Origin of the sequence: Streptomyces sp. NBC_00464 (assembly GCF_036013915.1) — a bacterium.
GTDB lineage: Bacteria > Actinomycetota > Actinomycetes > Streptomycetales > Streptomycetaceae > Streptomyces.
The window spans coordinates 674,886-700,373 of sequence record NZ_CP107899.1; the positions used below are offsets into that span (position 1 = coordinate 674,886).

The 25,488-nt window shown below is 69.8% G+C and carries 22 protein-coding genes and 2 pseudogenes; 7 read left to right on the forward strand and 17 right to left on the reverse strand.

All coding sequences use genetic code 11. The annotated features are described in order from the left end of the window. Positions 1-15: 15 nt before the first annotated feature. Positions 16-1,245, reverse strand: a pseudogene (locus OG912_RS02975) (IS701 family transposase). 586 nt (positions 1,246-1,831) lie between these two features. Here OG912_RS02975 and OG912_RS02980 point away from each other — a divergent pair. From OG912_RS02980 to OG912_RS02995, 4 genes are all read left to right on the forward strand, one after another. Then, positions 1,832-2,731, forward strand: a complete 900-nt coding sequence (locus OG912_RS02980; protein ID WP_327708027.1) for a sigma-70 family RNA polymerase sigma factor — start codon at positions 1,832-1,834, stop codon at positions 2,729-2,731. Between the two features lie 213 nt (positions 2,732-2,944). Continuing rightward, positions 2,945-3,451 carry a carboxymuconolactone decarboxylase family protein gene (locus OG912_RS02985; protein ID WP_327713328.1) on the forward strand — a complete coding sequence of 169 codons (507 nt, stop codon included), beginning with the start codon at positions 2,945-2,947 and terminating at the stop codon, positions 3,449-3,451. Between the two features lie 109 nt (positions 3,452-3,560). After that, positions 3,561-4,823, forward strand: a complete 1,263-nt coding sequence (locus OG912_RS02990; protein WP_327708028.1) for an SGNH/GDSL hydrolase family protein — start codon at positions 3,561-3,563, stop codon at positions 4,821-4,823. Positions 4,824-4,956: 133 nt separating this feature from the next. Continuing rightward, complete coding sequence (locus OG912_RS02995; protein WP_327708029.1) at positions 4,957-5,757, forward strand: GOLPH3/VPS74 family protein; 801 nt, start codon at positions 4,957-4,959, stop codon at positions 5,755-5,757. 134 nt (positions 5,758-5,891) lie between these two features. Here OG912_RS02995 and OG912_RS03000 read toward each other — a convergent pair. From OG912_RS03000 to OG912_RS03030, 7 genes and pseudogenes are all read right to left on the reverse strand, one after another. Further along, a pseudogene (locus OG912_RS03000) lies at positions 5,892-6,723 on the reverse strand (IS5 family transposase); the annotation flags it as partial. 248 nt (positions 6,724-6,971) lie between these two features. Next, a complete protein-coding gene (locus tag OG912_RS03005; RefSeq protein ID WP_327708030.1) occupies positions 6,972-7,985 on the reverse strand; it encodes a LacI family DNA-binding transcriptional regulator in 1,014 nt (337 codons plus the stop codon). A 73-nt stretch (positions 7,986-8,058) separates the two neighbouring features. Beyond that, positions 8,059-9,912 (reverse strand): glycoside hydrolase family 36 protein, encoded by a 1,854-nt coding sequence (locus tag OG912_RS03010; RefSeq protein WP_327708031.1) that lies wholly within the window; start codon positions 9,910-9,912, stop codon positions 8,059-8,061. A gap of 5 nt (positions 9,913-9,917) precedes the next feature. Further along, a complete protein-coding gene (locus OG912_RS03015; protein WP_327708032.1) occupies positions 9,918-10,733 on the reverse strand; it encodes a carbohydrate ABC transporter permease in 816 nt (271 codons plus the stop codon). Then, positions 10,730-11,686 carry a carbohydrate ABC transporter permease gene (locus OG912_RS03020; protein WP_327708033.1) on the reverse strand — a complete coding sequence of 319 codons (957 nt, stop codon included), beginning with the start codon at positions 11,684-11,686 and terminating at the stop codon, positions 10,730-10,732. The genes OG912_RS03015 and OG912_RS03020 overlap by 4 nt, the downstream gene beginning before the upstream one ends. A 5-nt stretch (positions 11,687-11,691) precedes the next feature. Then, positions 11,692-13,020, reverse strand: a complete 1,329-nt coding sequence (locus OG912_RS03025; RefSeq protein WP_327708034.1) for an ABC transporter substrate-binding protein — start codon at positions 13,018-13,020, stop codon at positions 11,692-11,694. Then, on the reverse strand, positions 13,005-14,153 hold the full coding sequence (locus OG912_RS03030) for an aminotransferase class V-fold PLP-dependent enzyme (protein ID WP_327708035.1): 1,149 nt from the start codon (positions 14,151-14,153) through the stop codon (positions 13,005-13,007). The genes OG912_RS03025 and OG912_RS03030 overlap by 16 nt, the downstream gene beginning before the upstream one ends. Positions 14,154-14,403: 250 nt before the next feature. Between OG912_RS03030 and OG912_RS03035 the strand changes: the two genes are divergently transcribed. Both OG912_RS03035 and OG912_RS03040 read left to right on the forward strand, forming a co-directional pair. After that, the gene (locus tag OG912_RS03035) at positions 14,404-14,592 is read left to right on the forward strand and encodes a hypothetical protein (protein ID WP_327708036.1); all 189 of its coding nucleotides are present in this window, start codon (positions 14,404-14,406) and stop codon (positions 14,590-14,592) included. A 61-nt stretch (positions 14,593-14,653) separates the two neighbouring features. Continuing rightward, positions 14,654-14,992: an SHOCT domain-containing protein gene (locus tag OG912_RS03040; protein WP_327708037.1), complete on the forward strand. Its 339-nt coding sequence runs from the start codon at positions 14,654-14,656 to the stop codon at positions 14,990-14,992. A 9-nt stretch (positions 14,993-15,001) separates the two neighbouring features. Here OG912_RS03040 and OG912_RS03045 read toward each other — a convergent pair whose 3' ends face one another. The 8 genes from OG912_RS03045 to OG912_RS03080 all read right to left on the reverse strand — a co-directional run bounded on the left by OG912_RS03045 (position 15,002) and on the right by OG912_RS03080 (position 22,078). Then, positions 15,002-15,550, reverse strand: coding sequence for an LURP-one-related/scramblase family protein (locus OG912_RS03045; RefSeq protein WP_326739812.1), 549 nt, complete (start codon positions 15,548-15,550; stop codon positions 15,002-15,004). A gap of 168 nt (positions 15,551-15,718) precedes the next feature. Further along, complete coding sequence (locus OG912_RS03050) at positions 15,719-16,048, reverse strand: integrase core domain-containing protein (protein ID WP_327708038.1); 330 nt, start codon at positions 16,046-16,048, stop codon at positions 15,719-15,721. A gap of 74 nt (positions 16,049-16,122) precedes the next feature. Then, complete coding sequence (locus OG912_RS03055; protein ID WP_327708039.1) at positions 16,123-18,549, reverse strand: NACHT domain-containing protein; 2,427 nt, start codon at positions 18,547-18,549, stop codon at positions 16,123-16,125. A 404-nt stretch (positions 18,550-18,953) separates the two neighbouring features. Then, entirely contained in the window at positions 18,954-19,322 is a 369-nt protein-coding gene (locus tag OG912_RS03060; RefSeq protein WP_327708040.1) for a VOC family protein, read from the reverse strand. 305 nt (positions 19,323-19,627) lie between these two features. Next, complete coding sequence (locus OG912_RS03065; protein WP_327708041.1) at positions 19,628-19,987, reverse strand: hypothetical protein; 360 nt, start codon at positions 19,985-19,987, stop codon at positions 19,628-19,630. Positions 19,988-20,056: 69 nt separating this feature from the next. Next, positions 20,057-21,061 (reverse strand): NADP-dependent oxidoreductase, encoded by a 1,005-nt coding sequence (locus OG912_RS03070; protein WP_327708042.1) that lies wholly within the window; start codon positions 21,059-21,061, stop codon positions 20,057-20,059. A gap of 130 nt (positions 21,062-21,191) precedes the next feature. Continuing rightward, entirely contained in the window at positions 21,192-21,329 is a 138-nt protein-coding gene (locus tag OG912_RS03075) for a hypothetical protein (protein ID WP_443060939.1), read from the reverse strand. Positions 21,330-21,385: 56 nt separating this feature from the next. Beyond that, positions 21,386-22,078 (reverse strand): SDR family oxidoreductase, encoded by a 693-nt coding sequence (locus OG912_RS03080; RefSeq protein ID WP_327708043.1) that lies wholly within the window; start codon positions 22,076-22,078, stop codon positions 21,386-21,388. A gap of 115 nt (positions 22,079-22,193) precedes the next feature. On the opposite strand from OG912_RS03080, the gene OG912_RS03085 reads away from it, so the two are divergent. Further along, complete coding sequence (locus OG912_RS03085) at positions 22,194-22,754, forward strand: TetR/AcrR family transcriptional regulator (RefSeq protein WP_327708044.1); 561 nt, start codon at positions 22,194-22,196, stop codon at positions 22,752-22,754. 301 nt (positions 22,755-23,055) lie between these two features. On the opposite strand, the gene OG912_RS03090 is transcribed toward OG912_RS03085, so the two are convergent. After that, positions 23,056-25,341 (reverse strand): outer membrane protein assembly factor BamB family protein, encoded by a 2,286-nt coding sequence (locus OG912_RS03090; RefSeq protein ID WP_327708045.1) that lies wholly within the window; start codon positions 25,339-25,341, stop codon positions 23,056-23,058. Positions 25,342-25,488 lie beyond the last annotated feature (147 nt).

The following is a 25,488-nucleotide window of genomic DNA, read 5'->3' on the forward strand; positions in this document are numbered from 1 at the left end:
GCCATCTCGACCACTTCATTGCATGGTTGCCCTGTCGAGCAGGATGCCGGCGGGTAGTTGCCAGTAGACGGCGGATCTCGGCCGGGGTGAGGTCCACGAGGTCGGGTGTGTCGTGACCGGCTCCCCCTTTTGGCGCTCTTGGGCGGCGGTGACGGCGAGAAACGCGTGGGCGAGCATGGCAAGGGTGATGTGCCGGTGCCAGCCGACGTAGTGGCGGACTTCGTACTGGTCCAGGCCGCATTCGTTCTTCGCGCTCTGGAAGCACTCCTCGATCTTCCAGCGGCACCCGGCAACCTGAACGAGATCGGCGACGGTGGCGTCCAAGGGCGCGGATGCGAGGAAGTAGGCGAGCTCGTCGGGCTTGGTGATGCTGCGGCGGGCGAGCATCCAGCGTTGTCGGGTGGGCTCGTCGCCGTCGAACTCCCAGACGGCGGGCAGGCGGGCGGCAGCCCAGTCGTAGAGCCGAGGCCCTTTGGCGCCGTCGCCGCAGGAGAGCCGCTGCCATGCCTGATCGGGGGCCTGGCCGATGAGGTGGTCGATGCGGGGGCCGTGGACCTGCTGGGATTTGGGCACTGCCATGACGTAGGAGAGGCCGGCGTCTTCCAGGAAGCGTCGGAAGCGGGAGTCCTGTCCGTAGGCGGCATCGGCCGCGACCCAGGCGACGGGCAGGGGGCCGTCCTACGCACGCAGGACCATGGTGCGGGCCAGCTCGTTCTTGGTCGCGAATGGGCGATTCTCGGGGATGCGGGCTGTGCGGCAGCGTTCGGGGTCGTCGGTCCAGGACTTGGGAAGGTAGAGCTCGCGATCGACGAGAGCGTGGCCGCGGGTGGTGGCGTAGGCGGCGAATACGCCGATCTGGCAGTTCTCGGTGCGGCCGGCGGTTCCGGAGTACTGCCGTTGCACCCCGGCGGAGGTGGTGCCTTTTTTGACGAATCCGGTGTCATCAATGATCAGGATGCCCTCGTCGGTGCCGAGGTGTTCGGCGACGTATCCCTGCAGGTCGTCGCGTATCCCGTCGGCTACCCAGCGGCTCTTCCCCAGGAGATGCTGCAGCCCGTCAGGGGTGGGGTGCCCGGCGAACTCGGCCAGTTGCCAGGAGTTCTTGCGCCCCACGGGCCCGAGCAGCCCTCGCACGTAGTCCCGCATCCGGCGTCTGGGCTCGACGCGGGGGAAGCGGTGTCCGATCCGCAAGAAGAGTTCTTCCAGGTCTTGTTCCCACACGGAGGCAGGTACGTCATCGATCACGTGCGATGGCTGTCCCCATCGCTGTCACTACACACGGCGTGGTCATACGTTCGTGGGACAGGCCGGGCGAACCCGCCCCTCACCCGGCACCATCCAGCTAAAATCCCCACACTCAAACCGTTGACCAGGACATACACCGAAGTCCGACTTGAGTACTAAGGGGCGCACCGCACAGGCTGACGGTTGAATCCTCTGCGCCCGTCATCCTGCGCTTGGCGTCCGGAGGAGCTGCCGGCCGGGGCTGCCCGCCCTTCTCGATCGACGCCCCATGGTGTCGCGATCATCTTCGGGGCGGGCCGGGGCTGTCGTCCGGGTCATCTGGCAGGCGGTAGTTGGGGACGGTTCGCGCCCGACACGGGCGCGCTCACGCTTACACGGATCGGGCGCATCGCGGGAGTGGATGCTCGTGCGGCAGCCCACGGCCAGGGGAGGGATACGGTTCCCGGTCCGGGGCCTCGCGCTACCGGTCGCCAGGAAGAGGCGCCCTTGCGGCCTTCGGTGTTGCTGGGCAACGAGACCGGCGGGTGCGGCGTCACCTTTCGGGGGTGCGGTGCGTCAGGGAGTCGATGCCGTCGAGGAGGGGCTCGTGATCGTGAATCCACCTGAGTTCTTGGCCATGCGGTTCGAGGAGCACCGGCCGCATCTTCGTGCAGTGGCGTACCGCATGCTCGGTTCCCTGGCCGAGTCTGACGACGCAATCCAGGAGACCTGGCTGCGCCTGGCGGGCTCCGACGACAGCCGGATCGACAACCTTGGGGGCTGGCTGACCACGGTGGTCGGCCGTGTGTGTCTGGACATGCTCCGTGCGCGCAAACGGCGCGGCGAGGAGCCGTTGGAGCAGCGACTGCCCGATCTTGTGATCGGCCATGACGGTGCGGACGGGGCTGGCCCCGAGCAGCAGGCGCTGCTGGCGGACTCGGTGGGTCTGGCTCTGCTGGTGGTGCTGGACTCGCTCAGCCCGGCGGAACGGCTGGCGTTCGTGCTGCATGACCTGTTCGGGCTGTCGTTCGAGGAAATCGCGCCGGTCGTCGACCGCACGCCCGCGACGGCCAAGAAGCTGGCCAGCCGCGCCCGGCTGCGGGTCCGCGGCACGACGCCGCCCCCCGACCCGGACCGGGCCGATCAGCGGCGGGTGGTGGACGCCTTTCTGACCGCTGCCCGCGGCGGCGATTTCGACGCGCTGCTCGCACTCCTCGACCCGGACGTGGTGCTGCGCGCGGACGGCGGTGCTCTCACCGGGGGCCTGCGGACCAACCGCGGCGCCGCCGCGGTCGCCGGCCGGCTTGACACCTTCCAGCGGATGGCAACCACCGCCACCACTCGCCCGGCGCTGGTCAACGGCTTCGCGGGCCTGGTCAACTCCCTCGACGGACAGCCGCTGTCCGTCATGAGCTTCACCATCACCGAAGGCAGGATCGCCGCCATCGACATCCTGTCTGACCCCCAGCGGCTTGCCCGGCTCGACCTCGCGTCCGTCGAGGACTGACCTGTTCGGCTACTCGCCCCCCGCCCCGCTGACCGTCGTCCTTGGGGCGGGGTCTGTGGTTCACGCGCGTGCGGCACCGGCCTAGCAACCTGCTGAAGAGATCCGCGTCTGCCGGTCACCTTCCCCCCGCGGGCGTCGTCAGCGCAGTGAACCAGCCGAGAAAGCCGGGCGACGAACAGCCCGCACTGACAAAGGGATACTCCTGTGGACACGATGGCGACCAGCCTCGACAGCCTCACCTCCCGGTTCTCCGACCCGCAGCAGCTGGTCCCCGAACTCGGCGACGTCAGCACCGCTCTCTTCAAGATCATCGGCAATGGGGCGGTGCCCCGGAGCACCGTCACCCTGGTCCACCTGCGTGCCGGGCAGCTAGCCGGGAACACGTACCTGACGGTGATGCACACCGCGAACGCGCGCCGCGCGGGAGTACTGGAGGAGAAGATCGCCGCCGTCGTCTCCTGGAAGGACGCCCCCTACTTCAATCAGGCCGAGCGGGTGGCCCTGGAGTTGGTGGAAGCCGTCCTTACGCCCGGCGGGTGCAGCGAGCGAGTCCCGGACGGCCTGTACGCGCGGGCAGCCGAGCACTACGACGACAGGGCGCTGGCCACCCTCGCCATGGCGATCGGGCAGGTCAACTTCTTCATCCCCCTCGCCGTGATCGGCAAGCCCCTGCCCGGTGTCTCCATGGCCGATCAGTGGCGCACGTCCACGACCGATTAGCCCGGGGCACAGCCCTGCGGGCCCGGCGCACCGCCAAGACCGATCGCCGCCGGGCCCGCCCGGGCCAGCCCGCTTCACCCAGCCAGCCCGGAAGGAAGAGCATTCCGCTATGAGTTCACCCCAACCCAGCCCGCCCGCCCTCACACACGCCACGACCGCCTCCTCCTTCGAGGCCATGTTCCCGGCTTCCGGCCCCGTCGTCTGGCACGGCGCGTGGACCACTTCGGTCATGCGGCCCTCCGCCGCGCCATGGTTCGAAACCTGGGCCGAGCAGGGCTTCATGAACCAGTCGCTCCGTCAAGTCGTCCGAGTCCACACCGGCGGCACCCAGGTCAGAATCCGCCTCTCCAACGCCTACAGCCACACACCTCTGCGCCTGACCGGCGCGAGTATCGGCGGTACCGCCGGCGCCGCGGCCGTGCGCCCGGGCACCTTGCGCACGCTGCGCTTCGCCGGCCTCCCCTCCACCACCATCCCCGCGAAGGGACGCGCCGTCAGCGACCCGGTCGCCCTGCCCACCGAACCGCTCGACCAGCTCACCATCAGCCTGTACTTCAAGGAGGCCACCGGACCGGCCACGTACCACCAGCTGTCCATGGCCACCACCTACCGGGCAGCCGGTGACCACCACCGCGACCCGGCCGCTGCCGCCTACACCGACAAGGTCCAGCCCGCCTACGGATCCTGGTACTACCTCGAAGGCGTCGAGACCTCGGGCAAGCACCGCCTGCCCTCCGCGGTTGTCACCTTCGGCGACTCCCTCACCGACGGGTTCGGTGCGACCATCGACCGCCACGACCGCTACCCCGACCTCCTCGCCCAACGCCTGCTCACCGCCGCCCTGCCCCGCCCGGTACTGAACGCCGGCATCGGCTCCAACAAGCTCCTCACGGACGCGGCCCTCGGCGGTGACGCCGGTATCGCGCGATTCGCTCGGGACGTCCTCGACCAGCCCCACGTCGGCACCGTGATCGTCCTGATGGGCATCAACGACATCCAGCAAACCTTTGAACCGGCGCGCAGCACCAGCCCTGAGGCCACGCCAGTCACCGCGCGGCAGCTGATCGAGGGGCACCGCACACTGATCCGCGCCGCCCACGCCCGCGGAGTCAGGGCCGTCGGCGCCACGCTCACCCCCTACCGGGGCGCGGCCGGCTGGACCCCCGCAGGCGAAGAGATCCGCAGCCGGGTCAACCAATGGATCCAAACCGGCGGCGAGTACGACACCGTCGTCGACTTCGCGTGCGCCCTGGACCCCGACGGCACCGGCAGCATCACGGAAGACCTGCACATGGGCGACCACCTCCACCCCAACCCCACCGGATACCGGGCGATGGCCGACGCCATCGACCTGGCCTCCCTGGGACAGTGAGGTGTGAGCTCCCGATCGGGACTCGGTCCGCTGTGCGCAGGCGTGCCAGTGTGTGGGCCTAGTACACAAGCAGCACACTGAGCATCCTGCGGAGCTCTCCCTTCCGCGGACCGCCATGCCTACCCTGGCAGGCATGACTACGGGGGATGAACTACTCCTGCTCGCGATAGTCCCGGGCAGGCAGCGCATACGCATACGAAGCGACAGTCGGCTTCGGTACGCCCTGCGGGCCTCGGAGTTGGCAGATCTGTGCCTGGCCGGACGGATCGCCGTCGGGCGCCGACGGATCGAGGTGTTGGACACCCGGCCTGTCGAAGACCGTCGCCTGAGCAATGTCCTGCAAGGTCTCGGCGCAGCTACTCCCCCGCCCGGCCTCAAGGACTGGCTGCGCCGGACACCGCGCTCCCTGACCCTCGAGTACCTCTCCCAACTGGAGGACCAGAAGGCGGTCCGTGTCCGTCGGTGGCGCGATTCCAGCGGCCGTACTCGCAACGACATTCTTTCCCTGAACATGCCACGCCGCCAGGCGCTACTGATCCGCCTCGACAGCGTGGTCCGCTCTGGCTCGGCAAGGTCCACCGCTGACCGCAACCTCACCCTCGCCGTGCTTGCCCAGGCCGCGGGCCTCGCCCCTGCCGCCTACCCTGGACTGCGCGGCATCACCGGCCGCCGCCGTATGGCCGCCCTCGCCGCAACGCACCGTCTCACCCCCGCAGCCGCCGGAGCGGTCCCGGCCGCCGACGTGGAGCTCGCTGCGGCACTGACCACCGGCGCCGACGTCCTCACCCGCCAACTCCTCGGCGAGCTCAGTGACCTCTACGCCGACTTCACTACCGGCGGCCACGGTCTTGGCCACGGATTGGACTCCGGCGGTTGGTCCGAGGGCGGCGCAGGCGGCACCGGCCACCACGGCGACGGGCACGCCGGCTGGTGACTCCGACAGCCGAAAGTCACATGGCTCTTGACCTTGCCCGGGCCCGGCGGAACTCGGTACGCGAGCCGTGCGGGCATCCCTCGCCATCCATCACATGACATGGTGTCAGGGGCTCCTCTACTATCCGTAGCTTGGCGTCGAGCCCACATCAGGAGCGATGCGAGAGCGACTGCTGCCCGGTAGGACTCGGCGGTCTTGTCGTAACGCGTGGCAATGCCGCGCCATTGTTTCAAGCGGTTGAAGCAGCGTTCGACGACGTTGCGCTGTTTGTAGAGCTGCTTATCGAAGGTTGGCGGGCGCCCGCCGCGGCATCCTCGGCGGAGCCGGTTTCGGATTTGGTCGGCCCGTTCCGGGATTGTGTGCCCGACACCGCGCTGTCTGAGCCAGACCCGGATGGCTTTGGAGCTGTAGCCCTTGTCGCCCAGGACGTGGTCGGGCCGATTCCGTGGCCGTCCCGGTCCGAGGCGGGGCACCCGTATCGCGTCCATCACGGCAGTGAACTGGGTGCAGTCGTTGGTGTTCCCACCAGTGACAGTGAAAGCGAGCGGACGTCCCAGGGCATCGCAGGCCAGGTGGATCTTGCTGGTCAGTCCGCCCCGGGAGCGTCCGAGTGCGGGACTGCCCCCTTTTTCGTGCCCCGGCGGCGTGCTGGTGAGCCCGGACGGCCGTGGAGTCGACCGACACAAGCCAGTCGATGCCCCCGGCCGCGTCCGCCTTCGCCTGGGCGGCCCGGAGCATCCGGTCGAAAGTGCCGTCCAGGGCCCACCGGCGAAATCGGGTGTGCAGCGTGCCCCACGGGCCGTACCGCTCAGGAACGTCCCGCCATCCCACCCCGGTGCGGAACTTCCACACTATGCCGTTGAGCACGGTGCGATCATCCAACCGCTTCCGCCCTCGCAGCGACGCGGGCAGGAGCGACCGGACGAACTCCCACTCGACGTCGGATAGTTCATGGCGCCGTTTCACCCGACCATGATCCACTAAGCAAGGGCTTCTGAAGACACTGCTCGTCTTGATATTTGTATGCCCTGCCCATCGGGCGAGGGTGTGATCCGGTACACGGTTGGTGGCCAAGAAGGTGAAGGAGCCGGGCACTCTGGATCAGACCCGTGCGCGGGCCCTGCCCGGACGTACTCGGACACTCGTCGCTCTCGGCCTCGGACGGGACACTCCTCCGGCTACCGTCCGGCCGGGGTGACGGTCCGGCGCCGCCGCTACCGCCCCGGCGTGCTGCCACGCACGACCGGCTCCGCATCGAGCAGCAGACCACTCGTCGGGACGGCGGCAGGGTTCTCGACGGCCGTGATCAGCCGGTCGACGAGGTGGTGGGCGATGGTGGCCAGGGGAAGGCGCGCGCTGGTGAGCGCGGGCTGGAGCAGCGTGCAGAGCGGGATGTCGTTGAAGCCGGTGACGGCGATGTCGTCGCCGACGGCGAGCCCGGCGGCTCGGACGGCCTCGTAGGCGGTCAGGGCGATCCAGTCGCTGACGCAGACCAGGGCGGTCGGACGGTCGGGGCCGGTGAGCAGACGCTGGACGACGTGAGAGAGCGCGGCCGGGTCGTCGTCGGGGACGCTGACTTCGAAGGCTCCGTCGGGGGCGGATGCCGCGGCCTGGAGGAAGCCGGCCCTGCGGTCCGCGAGCCAGGGCAGTGACGCGGCGGAGTTGAGGAAGCAGATCCGGCGGTGGCCCTGTTCGAGGAGGAGCCCGGCCAGTGCGGCGGTGGCGGCGGTGGAGTTGATGTCCACCCAGTTCTGGGGGCGGCCGGGGGCCGTACGGCCGAAGGCGGCGAAGGGGAAGCCGGCCTCGGTGAGCACATCGACCCGGGGGTCGTCGTGGACGACGTCGGAGAGGATGAACCCGTCGACCTGGCGGGCCGCGATCAGGCCGCTGAAGGATCTGGCGACCGCCTCGGCGCCCTGCCGGGGATCGGAGCGGAACACGAGGATGCGGTGGCCGACCGCGTCGGCGGCGGTCACCAGTGCCTGGAGGAAACCGCCCATCAGGGGGTTGGGGTCGGCGGGGTTGTCGGCGGGCGCCGGGTAGCCGATGACCTTGCGGGTGCCGGTGCGCAGGCTGCGGGCGGACTGGTCGGGCTGGTAACCGAGTTCGTCGATGGCGGCGGTGACCCGGGCCAGAGTGGTGGCGCGCAGCCGGTGGGGCGCGTTGAGGGCATTCGAGACGGTCTGGCGGGAGACTCCTGCCGCCTGCGCGACGTCCTCGATAGTCACCTGGCGAACGGTCATCGTTCCTCTGTGGTCGGTGGGCTGGGGCGGCGGGTGGCCGCCCCCCAGCCCCCGGTCGTCAGTGCTCTCGGGTCAGGGTGAGCAGGCCACCGGTCGGCACGGTCACCGCGTTCGCCCCGGCAACGAGGTCGAGCACGGTCTCGGACAGGATCTCACCCCGGCAGTCCTGGACGCGGGCGAGGGCCTGTTCCGGTCGGGCAGCGGTCAGGAGCACGACCGGGTCCCCGTCCGCGTTGGCGACGAGCACGGTCTGCGGGCCGCCGGCCGCGCGCCGGTCCGGAAGCGCGACGGGCAGCGGCGCGTAGCGGGCGACCACCATGGTCCGGTGGTCGCCTGCGCGGACCAGCGGATAGCCGAGTTCCGGTCGTGCGGGTTCCAGGTCGCCGAGCTGGAGGACATCGGCGTACCGGCGGAAGACACCGAGCCAGAAGCGCAGGGCGGCGAGCTGGCCAGGGCTCTGGGCGTCGAGGTCCACGGAGATCTGCGGCACCGAGAACAGGGCGTTGACCAGGTGGACCGCGACGGACTCGGGGGTCTCGGCGGGGTGCCACGTGATCATGTCGGCGTGGACGGCGAGCGGGCCCGCGGTGAGCCGGCAGTCGACGGTGCGCTGGCGGTTCTCGGCGGGGCTGAGGGGACAGTCGGTGGCACGGATCATGGTGGCGTTCGGCCAGAGCCCCGGGCTGACGTACGGCTGGCGGTGCTCGACGATCACGTCCGGCCGGGTGCGGCGCAGGCGGGTACCGAGGTCGGCGAGGAGCTGGCGCACGCCCTCGTGGACGTCGGTGCGGTCGGCGCCGGCCGGGGCGGGCGGGGGGTCGGCAGCAGCGAAGCGATCGATGAAGTCCAGCTTCAGACCATCCATGCCCCACTCCTCGACGGCGCGGGAGATCTTTTCGATCAGGTACGCGCGGACATCGGGGTGGCGGGGGTCCAGCACCGCCGCGTCCAGGTGGGGCTCCTCGCGAAGGATCATCCCCTTGAAGCGGTCCCAGGCCTCGTTGTGCCGGCCGATGAACGGCACGGCGTACCAGAGGAGATAGGCGACGCCGAGCCGGTGGACCTCGGCCACATGAGCCGCGAGGTCCGGGAAGGCCGCCGGGTTGGGCTCCCAGTCGCCGCAGTGGCCGTAGCCGCGGGCACGGTCGGTGGTCTGCCAGCCGTCGTCGACGATGATGCTCTCGCAACCGACCGCCGCGGCCAGCTCGGCCTGGCGCTCAACGACGGCAGCGTCGACGTTCTGGTGGAGGCTGTACCAGGTCGAGTAGGCGGGCATCCGGGCGGCGGGCGCGATGCCGGGGTGCTTCAGGCCCTCTGCCCACCAATCGGTGACGGCCCGCAGCGTGGCCGCGAAGTGGCGGCCGCTGAGGTCGAGCCGCAGCCGCAGCGGCGGCCCGTCCGCGGTGAGGTCCTGTTCCACGGTGAAGGCGAACTCACCGCTCTCCTCCACCACACCGGCGCCGACGCGCACGGGTGCGGAGGTCTCGCCCGCGGCGGCGGTGCACAGTGCGCGGTCGTCGGCGCCGACCAGACTGGCGACGGGCGCGCCCAGGGCGAGCGAAACGGTCCGCGGGGCGACCCAGGACGGCGGCAGCCAGCGGGAGGCGTTGGTGTCCGGCGTCCAGTAGGCGGTGGCCCCGACGCAGGGGATCCGCCATTCGGCGCGGACCGTGGCCGCGTCCGATGCCGTGACCTCTATCAGGGCCACGCCGCCGCCGGCCCGGGTGACTGCGGTGTCCAGCCGGTCGCATCCCAGACCGGTGAGGTGGACGGTGAGCGGGGTGCCGGCGTCGTGGAGCAGCCCGGTGTCGAGTTGTCGGTGGACGACGGTGGCGGGTGTCGCGTCTGCCGGCGCGTTGGGGCGCCAGACCTGGACGGGCTGCTGCGAGACCGTGGGGACTTCGGGGGTCACAGTGGTCACTCCTTGGTGGCACCGGCCAGCAGGCCGGAGATGAACTGGCGTTGCAGGACGAGGAAGAGGGCCATCACGGGGATGGCGGCGATGGCCGCCGCGAGCAGGACCTGCGCGTAGTTGGTGGTCGCCAGCCCCTGCAGGGTGGCGGTGGCCACCGGCAGCGTGTACATGTCGGGGCTGCGCAGCGCGATCAGGGGCCACACGAACTGGTTCCAGCCGCCGAGGAAGACGAACAGGGCGAGCGCCGCGATGACCGGCCGGTTGACCGGGATGACGATCCGCCAGAGCACCCGCAGTTCACCCGCGCCGTCGACACGGGCCGCGTCGAGGAGTTCGTCGGGCATGGAGCGCAGCGCCTGCCGCATCAGGAAGATGCCGAACGGGGTGACCAGCCCCGGGAGGATGACGGACTGGTAGGAGTCGATCAGGCCCAGTTTCATCATCATCTCGAAGATCGGGATGAGCATCACCGTGTCGGGCAGGACGAGGGTGCTGAGCAGCAGGACGAAGAACAGATTGCGTCCGCGGAACTCGAACTTGGCGAAGGCGTACCCCGCGAGGACCGAGACGACGACCGCGCCGATCGTCTGGACGCCTGCCACCAGCACGGTGTTGAACAGGACACGGGTGAGCCCGATGGAATCCTGGAGGCCCTGGAGGTTCTCCATGAGGTGACCGCCGGGCAGCAGCTTCGGCGGCCAGGAGAAGACATCGCTGTTCTCCTGTGTCGCGGCCATGGCGAGCCAGTAGAACGGACCGACGCAGAGCCCGAAGGCTCCTGCGAGAAGCAGGGTGAGGACGAGGCTGCGGCGCTTCACTTGCGCTCCCCCATCAGGCGGAACTGCAGGAGTCCGAGCACCGCCACGATCAGCGCCAGCGCGTAGGCAAGGGCCGAGGCGTAGCCGAAGTCGAAGTATTTGAAGCCGTTGTTGTAGAGGTACATGGTGACCGTCAGGGTGGAGTTGTCGGGGCCGCCGCCGGTGAGGACGTAGGGCTCGTCGAAGAGCTGGAGGGTGCCGATGGTGGAGAGCACCACGGTGAGGAGCAGGATCGGGCGCAGCTGGGGAAGGGTGATGGAGACGAAGCGGCGGATCGGTCCCGCGCCGTCGACCTTGGCGGCCTCGTACAGCTCCTGGGGAACGCCCTGCAGGCCGGCCAGGTAGATCACCGCGTTGTAGCCGGTGTAGTGCCAGGTGATGACGAGGACGACGCCGACGCGGGCCCAGAAGGGGCTGCCGAGCCAGTTGACCCGGTCGATCCCGAACCAGGACAGGACCCAGTTCAGCAGTCCTGCGTCGCGGTTGAGGATCACGGAGAACATCACGCCCGCTGCGACCAGACCGGTCAGCGAGGGCACGAAGACGCCGAGCCGCCACAGCGGGCGCAGCCAGACCTTGGTGGAGTTGAGGCCGAGGGCGACGAGCAGGGCAAGGCCGAGCATCAGCGGCACCTGGACGACCAGGATCAGCGCGGTGTTCTTCAGTGCGGTCCAGAACAGGGGGTCGTGCAGCAGGCGTCGGTAGTTGTCGAGCCCGGTGAAGTGCCGGCCTGTGCCGTTGCCGGTGGTGAGGCTGATCCAGAGCGAGGCGACGACGGGGTACGCCTTGAAGATCGCGAACCCCAGGACGGCGGGCATGATCAGCAGGTACGGGACGGAGGCGCGGGTCAGCAGCCGGCGGCGGGCCGGGCGGGTGCGGCCTGGTCGCTTGAGGGGGCCGCGGACGGCCGCGGTAACGGTGTCGGGAGCCCGTTCGGGCGAGGCGAGGGACATGGTGGTCAGGCCGCCCGCTGCCGGCCGGTCTGCTGGGCCAGCTGGTCGGCGGCGCCTTCTAGGGCGCCGGCCGGGTCGGCACCCTTGAGCAGCACCTTGGTCTGGGCGTCGCTGGCGAACTTGAGGGCGCGGGCGTAGTCGCCGGTGAAGTTGGTGGCCCGGGCGTCGGCGGCGAGCGATTCAACGAAGGGCTTCAGCACCTTCTGGCCCCCGTAGAAGGGGGCCGGCGCACTGAACTTCGGGTCGTCGTACGCCGCCGTGAGGGCGGGGAAGACACCGCCGATGCTGAACATCCGGTTGATCTCGGCAGGCTTGGTGAGCGCGTACTCGATGAACCGCCAGGCGGCCTTGCGGCGCGTGCTGGAGCCGGCGACGGCCAGGTAGGTGGAGTTGACGATGGCGTTGCGCTTGCCCCCGGGCACTGCGGCGGGCGGCTGCATGGCACGCCACTTGCCCTTCTGCTCGGGGTATGTGGTGGCCAGGTACTCCACGGCCCAGGCGGCCTCCGCGTAGGTGGCGAGTTTTCCCTGGCTGAGGAGGCGCTTCTCCGTGCCCTGACCCGCGGTGTCGGCGACCAGCCCGGCGTCGTTGAGCCGCTTGATGAGGGTGAGGGCCTTGACGGCCTCCGGGGAGGCGAGCGTGATCTTCCCGTCCTGGTCGAAGTAGAACGCGTCCTGGAGTTGCAGCAGGTTCTGGAAGAAGTCCATGTCCTGGGTGGCCCCGGTCCTGTCGATCCCGAGCAGCTGGACCCCGGTGGCGTCGAGGATCTTCGACCCTGCGGCGGTCATGTCGTCCCAGTCGCTGATGGCTGCGGGGTCGACACCGGCCTTCTCGAAATGGTCGCGTCGATAGAAGAGACCGAGCGGGTTGACCTCCCACGGCAGGGCGTGGGCTGCCTTGTCCTTACCTATGACGGTCGGCCACAGACCCTTGGCGAAGGCGTCCTTGTGCCGGTCGGCGCCGAGCTCCGACAGATCGGCGATGCCGTCGGGGAACTTGTCCAGATAGCCGGGCAGGTAGTCGACGCCGATGTGGAGGACGTCCGCGAGACCCTGGCCTCCCGAGGCGAGCCCGACGGTGATCTTGTCCCAGATGGCCGGGTTGCCGACGTCCTGGACGTCGACCTTGATTCCGGGGTTGTCGCGCTCGAAGGAGGGGACGACGCTGCGCAGGCCCTTGGCCGCGGTGGTCCAGCTCCAGACGGTGATCGTGCCGCTGTCGCCGTCGGCTCCGGCGCCGCCCGATCCGTTGTCGCCACAGGCGGCCAGGCCGAATCCGGCGGCGGAGGCAGTGGCGAGCTGAAGCAGACGGCGACGGCTCAGTTGCTGGGACATATGGGCTCCTGGAAGTGGGACGTGGTGTGGGACGTGGTGTGGGACGTGGGGCGGGTGATGGTGTGGAGGGCCTCGGTGAGCAGGTCCGCCGCGGCGTCGGACGTCGAGGCGTGGGGGGACAGCCGGATCCACTCGTCGCGGCGGGTGGTGACGACTCCGCCCGCTTCGAGGGCACGGTGGACGGCAGCTGGATCATGGCCGGGCAGCCGGAAGGCACCGATGCCGCCGCGTTCCTGGGGCCCGATCCCGTCCAGCAGGACCTCGGCACCGGCGAGGCGCGCACGGTCGAGCAGTTCGCCGAGTACGGCGCGGATGCGACCGCCGACGACGGCCGCTCCGCCCTGGGCCGCCAGGTCGTCGATCGCCGCACCGAGGGCCGCTGCGGCCGGGAAGTCCGGGTTGGTGGCGAGATGGGCTGCGGCCCCGGCCAGCGGCGGCGCCGGATGCCGCGCCGCGAAGGGCTCCGCGACGCCGGCCCAGCCGCCGAGCCCGGGAACCAGGCGCTCGCCGCACCGGTCTCGGATCAGCAGCAGTGCGGCTCCCCAGCCGGCCCGCATCCACTTCTGGCCGCCGCTGACGAGGATGTCCGCGGCGTCCGCTTCGAGCGGGACGGCACCCAGCCCCTGGATGGCATCGACGATCAGGAGCCGGCCGGGTCCGAGGACCTCCTTGAGGGCGGCGAGCGGTGCCAGGTGGCCGGTGAGCGAGTCGACGGCGCTGACGGTGAGGGCGGTGACATCGGGGGTGAGGTGTCGGCGCAGCAGATCGGGCGTGATGTGCCGCTCCCCGACCGAATCGACGAACCGGACGGCGGGGCCGCCGCGCCCGGCGAAGCGGAGCCAGGGGTAGACGTTGGCGGGGAACTCGCCGCGGGGTACCAGGACGGTCCCGGGGCCGGAGAGTGCGGCGGCCACGGTGAACAGGCCGTTGCTGGTGGACGGGGCGAGGGCGATTTCGTGCGGCCGGGCGTCGAGCAGCGATGCCGCCGAGGCCAGGGAGGCCTCGTGGAGGGCGAACAGCTGGTCGAGATCTGCAGGGTTCACCCGGCCGGCGAGCGCGGCCGCGTCGGTGCGCGCGGCGGCGGCCGGGCGGGAGAGCGGGCCGATCCTGGCGTAGTCGAGGTAGCCCGCCATCGGACCACCGACGGGAGCCGCGCCTGAGGCCGCGGAAGTGGCGGCTTCGGGTACCTGAATAATTTGATCGTTCAAAAAACTGACCTAACGAGGCTTGCTGCAAGTACGTTCCGGGAATTTGAAGGTTCAGATTAGGGAGATCACCCCCTCGCGGCAAGAGGTTCGGCAAAACCGGCTTCCCGGAGCCTGCCGATGGGTCCGCGCGAGTGCTCCGGTGCGCGCTGCATGCCGACGTGAGCCGGGCTCCGCCGTGACCTCCGGACAGGCGCGCATCCCGCCGGTCCCCGGCGGGTCCTCGCGCGAGTCACCCCAGCGCGCCGCACCACCCCGCCGGCATACGCGGCTGTGTTACGACCACCTGGCCGGCACCGTCGCGCCGGCAATCACCGACGCGATGGCCGGGCGCGGGCTGCTGGAGTGGGGGCCGAGCCGGGTCTGACCGGCAAGGGCACCCACTGGGCACGGCCTTCACGCGCAACTGCCGAGGGTGCGGGCACGCCATGTCCCTTCATGCCCGCAAGGACAACAACGCGCTCCCGCGGGTCCCGGACCACCGGGGCGCACCGGTCGTACCCAGTCACGCTGCTCCTTACCCGCCCACCCCGGCTCCCGCATGGGGCGCACCGGCCCTGGCACCCGCTCCCGCGTCGGGTGCGCCGCCCCGGACGCCCGCGGTGCGAGCCCCGCCCCCGGCGCCCGCACCGGCTCCGGCGGCCCCCACCCGGAGTTCGCAGGAGATCATGGATCTCCTGCGGCAGCTCGGCGAACTCCGCGACGCGGGTGTCGTCACTCCTGCTGATTTCGAGGCGAAGAAGGCCGACTTCCTCAGCCGCCTATGACCCCACGGATCAGTCCCCGGGGTGGGCCATCGCGTCGATGGCGACCGCCGCCGCCAGGACGGTGGCAGGGTCGGCATCCGGCCCGACGTCGAGGCCGTAGGTGTCCCGGACGCGGAACCACTTCTTCGACACCTCGGCCACTTTGTAGCCGTCCCGCTCGATCGTGTACTCGTGGTCGAGGATGTTGCCGACCACGCGCAGGTCCTCGCCGTCCTCCTGCTTGATCCGCCACCGGTCGCGCAGCGGTCCGATGACGGCCTTCTTGACGATCGCCACGCGCCGGCCGTCGGCGTCCTCGATCGCCATCGAGTCCTTGATCCGCAGCGGCCGACTCTGCACTGTGGCGACGCGCCGCCCGTCGCGGTCCTCGATGTGGTACGTCCGGCGTGCCCGCAGTGCCTTGCCGTTGACCTTGTACTGATGGTCGCCGGCCTCGTCGTCGATCCAGTAATCGTCGCCGATGGAGATCATCTTCTGCCGCATCCGAAAGCGGGTCACGCCTTCGCCGTGGTCGAACGCACGATTGGCGTGACGGCGGTCCTTGCGCTCCTGGAACATCACGCGTCCTTCCCGCCGTCTGTCGAGGGATCGGACCGGGCTCCGTGACGGCAGTCCCACCTTTCCTATCCCGCTCTCGGCAGACCCGCACCTTTTGGGAGGCGCCTCGGACTGACAGGCGCCTCAGGTGAGCTGCCCTGAGTTTTGCAGCGGCCGGTTTTTGTGGTTTCAGGCGGAGTTGGTTGTCGCCTGGGATCGGTGGTGCTGGGCCTCGAATTCTTCGGGTGGGAGGTAGTCGAGGGCGGAGCGCAGGCGTTCGGTGTTGTACCAGCCGACACACTGAACGGCTGCGCGTTCGACCTGGTCAGCGTCGCGCCATGGGCCGTGGTGCTCGATCGATTCGGCTTCGAGGGAGCCGTTGAGGGCCTCTGCCATCGCGTTGTCATAGCTGTCGGCGACGGAGCCGACGGACGCGGTCGCGCCGGCCTCGTCCCACAGCGAGGAGGGGCGGGCGGAGCCGAGGAGCGAAGGACGGGTCGGCGCTGCGCGGGATCGCACCGGGCCTCCCGCTCACCCGGCGGCCTGGCTCTCCCTCTCTGTTCGCGTCGCATGCTGCGCGAGCAGGTACGGGGTTACCCGCCGGCCCCGGCCATCCGGCGCTGCAGTTCCGCGTGGCGGAACTGGTAGACCGCCCCGACCTGGCGCAGGACCCCTCGGTGTTCATGAGCGTCGGCCAGGAATTGCATGAGCCGCCAGGGCAGCCGTCCGCGCAGAGCCAACCAGTAGTGCGCGAGGCGGAACGTCCCACCCGCTGCCTGGGTGAAGGCGATCGCGAGTCCCGAGATGACGCCCATGGCGGCACCGGGAGCAAGACCGGCGGTGAGCAGTACGGCCGGATCGGTGGCGAGCTGCAGTTCGGTGGTGACAGCCAGGCCGGTCACCAGATCGACGACGGTCCCGACGGCGAGCGCCATGCCGAGGAAGATCAACGCGAAGGTGCGGACGTCGCGACGCAATACCGCGTTGGGGTCTCCCGCCGCAGTCAGGTCCGTAGGAACTCCGGTGAGCCCGGCGATGAGAGTGCCGACGACTCCGGTGACGAGGCCGACCATGCCCCCGGCAGCGAGCCCCGCGACGAGTCCAGCCGCCAGGGCGAGCGCGCACCCCACCGCGAGACCCCCGGCCGCGCCGACAGGCGACCAGTGCAACCTCTGCGCCGGCTCGCTCCGCCCCGTGAGCCAGGCCGTGAGCCCGGCCGCCAGGCCGATGCCCACGCCGTTGATGATCCCGGACGGAAGGCCAGGACCGATACCGGACATGAGACCAGCTGTGGCCCCGCCAACGGTTCCACCGACAAGGCCGCCTTTCGGGCCGCTGGCGGGCCCGACGGCCAGCCCCACGCCCAGTCCGGCCGCGATGCCTCCCGCCGGGCCGACGGCGAACCCGATGTCCAGAAAGCTCGCCAGCCCTGACAACAGACCGCCCAGGAGCCCTCCGGCCAGGCCACCGGCCAGTCCGCTCAGGGCGCCCCGGCCAGACCCGCTGACCCGTCGGACCGGCAGCGCGACCAGGAATCCCAGGAGAATGCCACTTCCCAGACCAGCACCGAAGCCGATGCCGATGTTCGCTCCGAAGCCGGCGACAAGCGCACCGACAAGGCCACTCGTAGCCCCCATCAGAAGGCCGACGAGAGACCTCGGGGCGGAGTGCCGCAGGTGCCACCACGCAAAGTCGGTGGTTCCCTGCAGCCGCGATTCCAGATGGGCGCCGAGGAAGGCCAGCCAGCGTTGAGCGTCCGCGGCCTGCCAGCGGGGACGCTTCCGGGGATCCGGGTGGGGCCGGTAGGCCGCCGGAATAAAGGCGTCGAAAAGGTACTGCTGGATGCTGCTCACCGTGGGGAAGCGCGTCATGTCGCACAGTTCGGCAGGGTTCGGGAGGGAGCCGGTCTGTTCGCCGGGTCGGGGGTTGTAGAGGGTGCGGGCCAAGAAGAGCATGAGCGGCGTGCTGAGAGCCTGGGCGAGGGCGGTGTCGTCATTGCTGAGGTGGCTTATCACGGGTGCCCAGCGTGCGGCCGCGGCCGTGCCCGAACCGCCCGAATCACGCAGCAGGTACTCGTCCGTCACCTCGTGGTCTACCGGCTGAAGTGCCACCCCCGCTACCCCGGACAACTTCGATGGGACGGACGTGGTGGGGGCCAGCGCCTCCCGGAACTCGTGTTCCCTGCTGGACAGGACGATCCTCCCACCCGGTGACAGAGCGGCGTTGACCTGGCTGAGCGCCGCCGGGCGTACGGCTGCGGGAATCTCGTCGAGCCCGTCCAGGACGGGAAGCAGCAGACGGTGCGTGATCAGCGCCTGTGCCCAGTTCATACGTTCCAGGAAGCCGTGGCCCGGTGCTCGCAGGGCTGGGTAGTCCTGGAGGAGTTGCTCACACATCCAACTCTCCAAGTCCTGCTCGGACGGATTCCATGTGGAGAGGGAAAAGAGGATCGGCACAGCACCCCCGAGCGGTCGCCGCTCCAGCAGCGACAGAACCAGGCGAACCAGCAGGATGGTCTTGCCGGAGCCTGGTGCGCCGAGCACGACCAACCGACCGGTAGGGACGCTTTCCAGTACGTTGTCGATGGCGCCGTCGGTGCCCGCAAGTGCATGGGGGTCCGATGCCCAGGCGCCTGGGTCGCTGTGCAGCCCGCTGGGCCATGCAGCGGCTGCCGACGTGATGTGTCGCCACTCCTCCACCAGCTCCCCGGCCGCCGGCTTCCAGGACACTGCCAACGGGTAGGGATCGTTGAGCCGCCGCACGCGTGTCTCGGCTTCCCACTGACGGCGGACGGCGACAGCCAGCTCGTCGGCGATCTGTTCCAGTCCCCTACCCGTGGCGGCTTCGACGCGGTCGGCGCGGAATGCCGCCCAGGCCAGGTAGGTACCGGCAAGCGTCGGAAGAAGACCCGCGGCCGCCGACGCCACTCCCGACCCGGTCACGCGGGCGATCGCCAGCGCCCCACAGACACCTGCCAGGAACAGCCCGAGAACGATCGCACCCGTACGTCGTGTCGGCACCTCGAGACTCCCCTCACCATGGCCGCGAAGAGCCACCGCCAAGTTCGTGATCAGCTACGAGTTTGGGCCCGACGTACACGAGTCGGAAGGTGTTGCTCGGGAATCAGCCGGAAGTGACCCGTCCCTGGGAGAAGCGTGCGTGCGAGCAGGGTCAGGACTTCCTGCCATTACCGCGCGCGGGACGTAGAAACAAGCCATCGCGGCCCGCACCAGGGTCCCCGTCGGCGGTCGTGGCCCGCAGTGGCGGGGAGAGCGTGTTCGCTTCCCGTGGGTGTTGCCCAACGGGCTCCTTCGGCGGTCAGAGGGCGGCGCGGGTCGGCAAGCGCATCTGCTGCGAGGCCACTACTGGCGATTGATCCATGCCGCAGGTAGCCCACGATCGGCACATGCCCCCGGGAACCGCGTCACCGGGCCGGGATCGGTTGGGTGAGGTTCACCGGGTTGCCGTCGGGGTCCTTGATGTGGGCGACGCGCTGTCCCCACGGCATGTCCTTGGGGCCTCCCCCGACCGAGCCGCCGAGCGCCTCCACCCGGGCGAGCGTCTCGTCGACGTCGTCGACACCGATGCTGAGCAGGATCCGCGGCGCCGCCCCGGCCCCCGGGTCCGCCTTGGTCACCAGCCCGAGGTCGGTGTCGCCGATGCGCAGGCCGCGGTAGAAGGCCGGGCCTTCCTCCGGTACCCGGAAGATCTCCACGGCGCCGAACAACTTCGTATAGAAGCCGAGTAGAACGTCCTGGTCGGCAGTCAGGATCACGGGCTGGATGGTGGACATGGCACTCCTGTCGGGAACGGTTGTGTCTTGGGTAGACCGTTCGAGAACGGTCAACTCATCGGCAAAACCACCGCGCCGGACGACCTGCAACACAGGCTGCCGCCGCCCACGACGAGCACGAGTACCCCGGAACGAGGTCACGCCACCCTGCTGACCTGCCACATCAGGATGGCGGAGCTTCTTTGTATCGAGAAGCCGTCGCTGTTCATGGTGGCGATTACGCGGACGGACTTCCTGGTGCCGGTCTCGCTGGGTGCGGGGCAGGGGCCAGGGACCGTCCAACGGCTGGCTGAGGTTCGAGGAATTCAAGTGCTCGCGGGACGAACAGGTCGTGGTTCTGGAAGATCGCGCCGTGTCCGGCGTCGGGGTAGAGGGGGACGAGTTCGCCTCGGGGCAGCCGGGCAGCCAGGTCGATGGTCGTCCGTGCGCTCCTTCAGCCGCGCCAGGAACTCGCGCGCCGCCCGTCGGCCACCCTCGGTCCGGGTGAAGAAGAGGTAGTGCTTCGGGTCCTTGCGCCGCAGGGTCGCCCTCAGCATGTCTTGGACAGTGACGGACGTGACCTTGTCGATGCCGGGTCCGCCGGCGGGGCCCGCGCCCGCGAGGATGAGCTTGCGTACGAGATCGGGTTCCTCGGCCGCGATGACCTGGGCGATGAAGCCTCCCATCGACAGGCCAGCTGTACAGGAACTTCTCGTGGTCCGCGGTGACGGGTGCTCCGCGGCTCGTTCCCGCCCTCACGTCATCGTGACGACGACCTTGCCGGCCTTTGCCCGTCCCTTTTCGACGTACTCCATCGCCTGGAGGGTTTCGTCGAACGGGAAGACGCGGTCGACGACGGGGCGGATCTTTCCGGCGTCGATGAGAGGGGTGAGTTCGCGCAGTTGGTCGCCGTTGGCCTTCATGAAAAGGAACGAGTACGTCACACCGTGGCGCTTGGCGCTGCGCCGGGTCCTGAAGCTGAGGGCGGTCATGGCCAGGCGGAGGATCGGGTTCGCGCCGAGTTCGCGGGCGAAGGCCGGGTCGGGCGGGCCCGCGACGCTGATGGCCATGCCGCCGGGCCTGAGCACGCGCAGGGACTTGGCGAGGTTCTCGCCGCCGAGGCTGTCCAGGACGACGTCGTAGCCGTCGAGGAGCTCCTCGAAGTCCTGCGTGCGGTAGTCGACGACGATGTCCGCGCCGAGGTCCTTGGCCAGGTCGACCTTGGTGGTGCTCACGGTGGTGGCCACGTGCGCGCCCAGCGCCTTGGCCAGCTGGACGGCGATGGAGCCCAGGCCGCCGGCGCCCGCGTGGACGAGGACCTTCTGGCCCGGCTGCACGTGGGCCCGCTCGACCAGGGCCTGCCATGCGGTCAGTGCGACCAGTGGGAGGGAGGCGGCCTCGGCCATGGTGAGGGTGGCGGGTTTGGGTGCCAGGTCGTTCTGGTGGACGGCGATGAGTTCGGCGAAGGTGCCGATGCGGTCCTTGTCGGGCCGGGCGTAGACCTCGTCGCCCACCGCGAACCGGGTGACGGACGGGCCGACCCGGACGACCGTCCCGGCGAGGTCGTTGCCCAGGACGAGCGGGAGACGGTAAGGCATGAACGCCTTGAAGTCCCCGTTGCGGATCCTGAGATCCAGCGGGTTGACGCCCGCCGCGTGGATCTTGACCAGAACGTCGTCGGCGCCCACCTGCGGGTCGGGTAGCTCGGCGGCGCGCATCTCTGCTTGGCCGCCGTATCTCTCGACCATGAAGGCCCTCATCGTCGTCTCCGTTCCGATTCCTGCCCGTGAGAGGGCGGGGTTTCCACTCGCCCCGGGCTTCTCCCGGTACGAGACAGTTTCTGTTGTTCTTCTGGCTACGGCGCGGGCGCGCCGCAGCCCGCAGCCGCGTTCACCCATCAGGCCACCGGCACGAGCGGGCCTCGTCCGGCGCGCCGCCCGCTCCCCAGCCGGTGCCGAAGTTCGCGGTGCCGAGTGCGTACTCGGAGACGCGCAGTCCGGTCCGGTGGCCCAAGGTCGCGTAACGCATGAGATGCCCTCGTGCGAGGGGTCGGAAGGTGGTCGCGCCGGGGTGGAGGCGTGAGCTCAGCCGGCGTTCGGCTGGGGTGCCGCAGAAAGGCTCTGCTTGACGTACCGGCTGGTCTCGTCGGCGAGGATCTCGGGCAGGCCGGTCTCGATGCCGGACAGGGCCTGGGCCGCGACGTCGGCGGCGGAGACCTTCTGATCGGCGGGTACGCCGGCGGCCATGTCGGTGTCCATGTAGCCGACGTGCAGCGCCGAGACGGTGATGCCGCGCGGTGCCAGCTCCTCGCGGGTCGCGTCGCTCAGCGCCCAGGCGGCGGCCTTGGAGGCCGCGTAGGAGCCGAGGCCGGCCGGGTGGAACCAGGACAGGGCGGACAGGACGTTGAGTACGGCGCCGCCACCGTTGCCCTCGATGACGGGGGCGAACGCGCGGGTCGCGACGAGCGGGCCGAAGAAGTTGGTCTCCATCTCCCGGCGCACCTCATCGACGTCGCCTCCGATCAGCGTCACCCCGGTGGAGATGCCCGCGTTGTTGATCAGCAGTGTCGCGTCGGACGCCACACGGGCGGCCTCCTGTATCGACGCCTCGTCCGTGACGTCCAGTCGCAGCGGGATGACGCCGGGGACATCGACCGTCTCCGGGCGTCGGGCCGCGCCGTACACCTTCGCGCCGCGCTCGACGAGCTGGGCGGCCAGGTGCCGCCCGAGCCCCCGGTTGGCGCCGGTGACGACCGCGACCGTGTTCTTCAGTTCCATACCTGCTCCTGGTGCCGGCGGGCGCCGGCGGCAGCCCGCAACAAATTAGATTATGCACCCAATCTAAACATGGGTTTATGATAGATGCCAGTCGACATCCAAACGGGAGGTGGTCATGGGCCGCGTATCGCAGGCACAGGCGGAGGAGAATCGCAGGCGGGTCGTGGACACCGCATCCCGCCTGTTCCGGGAGCAGGGCACACAGGTCAGCGTCGCCGACCTGATGAAGGCGGCCGGTCTGACCCACGGCGCGTTCTACAAGCAGTTCGCCTCCAAGGAGGCGCTCGTCGACGAGGCCACCGCCCACGCCTTCGCCGAACTCACCCAGCGCTACGGCACTGGGCTCGAGCAGCACGACGGGCAACGCGACGCCGCCCAGCAGGCGCTGATCGACACCTACCTCTCCGCCGAGCACCGCGACGACCCGGCGGACGGCTGCCCGGTCGCCGCGCTCGCCACCGACATCGCGCGCGAGGGCGGGGGACGTGCGGCCCGTCGCGTCTACACCGAGGGAGTGGCCGGCTTCGCCGACTTCCTCGCCACCGACGACCAGGACGGCATCGTCCGCCTCTGCACCCTGTTCGGCGCACTGGTCCTGTCCCGGGCCACCAAGGGCTCCCCACTGTCCGGGGAGATCCTCGCCGCCGCGCACGCAGCTTTGACGGAAACCGGCTGATCAAGGGCGCGCGCTCGTGGGCGACGAGGCGTCTGCGGCCAGGCGGAGACGGTGGGAAAGGCGCCGGCGTCCGGCGCACCGACTGAGCGTCGATGATCCCCGCCGAAGGCTGCGCCTCACGGCCTCGCGCTCACGAACCTTCCCACGCAGCCGGTCATGGAATTCCGCGACCGGCCCGTGCTCCCGCCACCGCCGGAAGAGGCCCTGCCTTCATGCCCCGACGGGCCACGGACCACCCGCGCGGGAACCTTGTTCACCCCACACGCTCCACGACCACCGACCGAGCTGACAGGTGCCGGTGTCATCGCTGGATGGCGTACAGAGCGTGGTCCTTACTGCCGACGTAGACCACATCGCCCGCCACCATCGGGGAGCACTCCAGACCAGCGCCTGTGCGGAAGGCCCAATGCTTCTTCCCGGTTCGCGCATCCACCGCGTACAGATGACTGTCCTCACTGCACACGTAGACCACCCCGTCCGCTACGGCCGCGGCGGAGAAGACACTGCTTTCGGTTTCGAAAGCCCAGCGCTTCTTGCCTGTCGCGGCGTCCAGCGCGAACAGATACTCGATGCTGTCGCCGACGTACACCACACCACCTGCCACGGTCGGCGACAGGAGAGCACGGTTGCCGACAATGTTCTTGTATTTGGCGCCGGCGAGGGACCACTGCTGCTTCCCCGTCGCGGCATTCACCGCGTACAAGCGACTACTGGAGACGTAAACCAGGCCGTTGGCCACGACCGGGGCGGAGTTCACCCCATCGAGGATGGGGAAGGCCCAACGTTGCTTTCCCGTCTCGGCGTCCAGCGCATAGAGATGATCGTCGTCACTGCTGAAGTACACGACACCGTTCGCCACGACCGGCGACTCCGACACCTCGCCGTTCCTGCGGCAGCGAAAGCTCCATCTCTGTTTTCCTGTCACCGCGTCCACCGCGTAGAAGTGTTCGTCACTGCTGCCGCAGTAGACGACGTTGTCGACCACGACCGGCGACCCGAATATCGATCCGTCGCCAAATACCCAGCGTTTTTTGCCGGTTGCGGCGTCCACCGCGTACAGGCCGTTGAGGTACGTGCCCACATAGAGCAGATCGCCCACGACAACAGACGCCGAATAGACCACACTGCCGGTGTCGAGGGACCAGTGCTTCTTGCCCGTGGCAGCGTCCAGCGCGTACACGTTGTTGTCGTTGCTGCCGAAGTAGACGACGCCGTTCGCGATGGTCGGTGTCGTCTTCACCTCGTCGTCGGTCTGGAAGGCCCACAGTTGCCGGCCGGGCTTTCGGGGGGCCGCCGGTGGAGTGGTGGTACGGATCGGCTTCCGTGCGGATGATTGAAGGGCGGAGGGCGAGCCGGCGGAGCCGGAACCCCCGTCGGCGGTCTTCCAGGCCGCGACGGCGAGTCCAGCGGCGGCTGCCGTACCCGTCAGGGCGAACAGGACACTGCGCCGGGAGAGGGGCGGAGGCGTGTCGCCGGGGCTTTGCGCGACATGGTCGGCGGTCCGGGTGGGCTCGCTGTGCAGGGCCGGGGCAGTGGCCGGCGGGGTGTCGGTTGCGGCGGGTGTCGCGGGCACGGCAGGCATCTGCGGGGGTTCGGGCGTGGCTCCGTGCAGTGAGGCGAGTACGTCCGGCGCGGTCGGGGTCGGTGCTGCGGCAATCGCGGGCGTCGAGGCAGGGTTGCGGGGCAGAGGGGTGGCGGCCATGTTCCGGACCAACCGGTCGACCGCGTCGGGCATCCAGCCGGGCTCGGTGAGCAGGGGCGCCGCTTCGGCCGTATCTCCCTCGCCCGGGGCGGTCATCCGATGCAGCAGGTCGGCCACCGACGGCCGCTGATCGGGCTCCTTGGCCAAGCAGGCCGCCACGATCCGGCGCAGTTCCGGCGGAAGAGCGTCGAGGTCGGGCTCTTCGTACACGGCGCGGAAGTGCAGGGCGTGGGGGGTGCCGGTGCCGAACGGGCCGATGCCGGCGGCGGTGTAGGCGAGTACCGCGCCGAGCGCGAAGACGTCGCTGGCGGGCCCGACGGGCCGCCCGGTGAGTTGTTCCGGGGACATGAAACCTGGCGTGCCGATCGTCATGCCGGTATGGGTCAGTGCGCTGGCCTCGCTCGCCGTCGAAATACCGAAGTCGATCACTCGGGGGCCGTCAGGGGCCAGCAGAACGTTGGAGGGTTTCAGATCGCGGTGCACGACGCCGGCGGCGTGGATCGCCTCCAGTGCCTCCGCCAGACCGGCGCCGAGCGCCAGCGCGTGCTCGGCCCGCCACGGCCCGTGCCGGCCAACCGCTTCGCCCAGCGGCACACCCGATACGTAGACGGTCGCCAGCCAGGCCGGAGAACCGTCGGGTTCGGCGTCGACAACCCCGGCGGTGAAAGCCCCGTTCACTCTGCGGGCCGCCGTCACTTCGCGAACGAAGCGGCGCCGGAAGTCCATGTCCCGGGCCAGCTCCGGACGTACCACCTTCAGCGCGACCGGACGACCACCGGGCGAACGCCCCAGATACACCTGCCCCATGCCGCCCGCGCCGATCCGCGCCACGATCCGGTACCGCCCCACCTGCCGCGGGTCCTCCGGCTCCAGTCCGTCGAACAAGGCCCCTCCTCTGCGAACGACACAGCCCTCCCAGACGCTGACAGCGCATCTTGCCAGAACCGGTTGGGGTGGGAGGGGGAAGCATCAACGGGGCCACTGGGGCGCAACCGTCCTGGCGGTGTCCGCCCTCCGTTCTTGCGAGGTGTC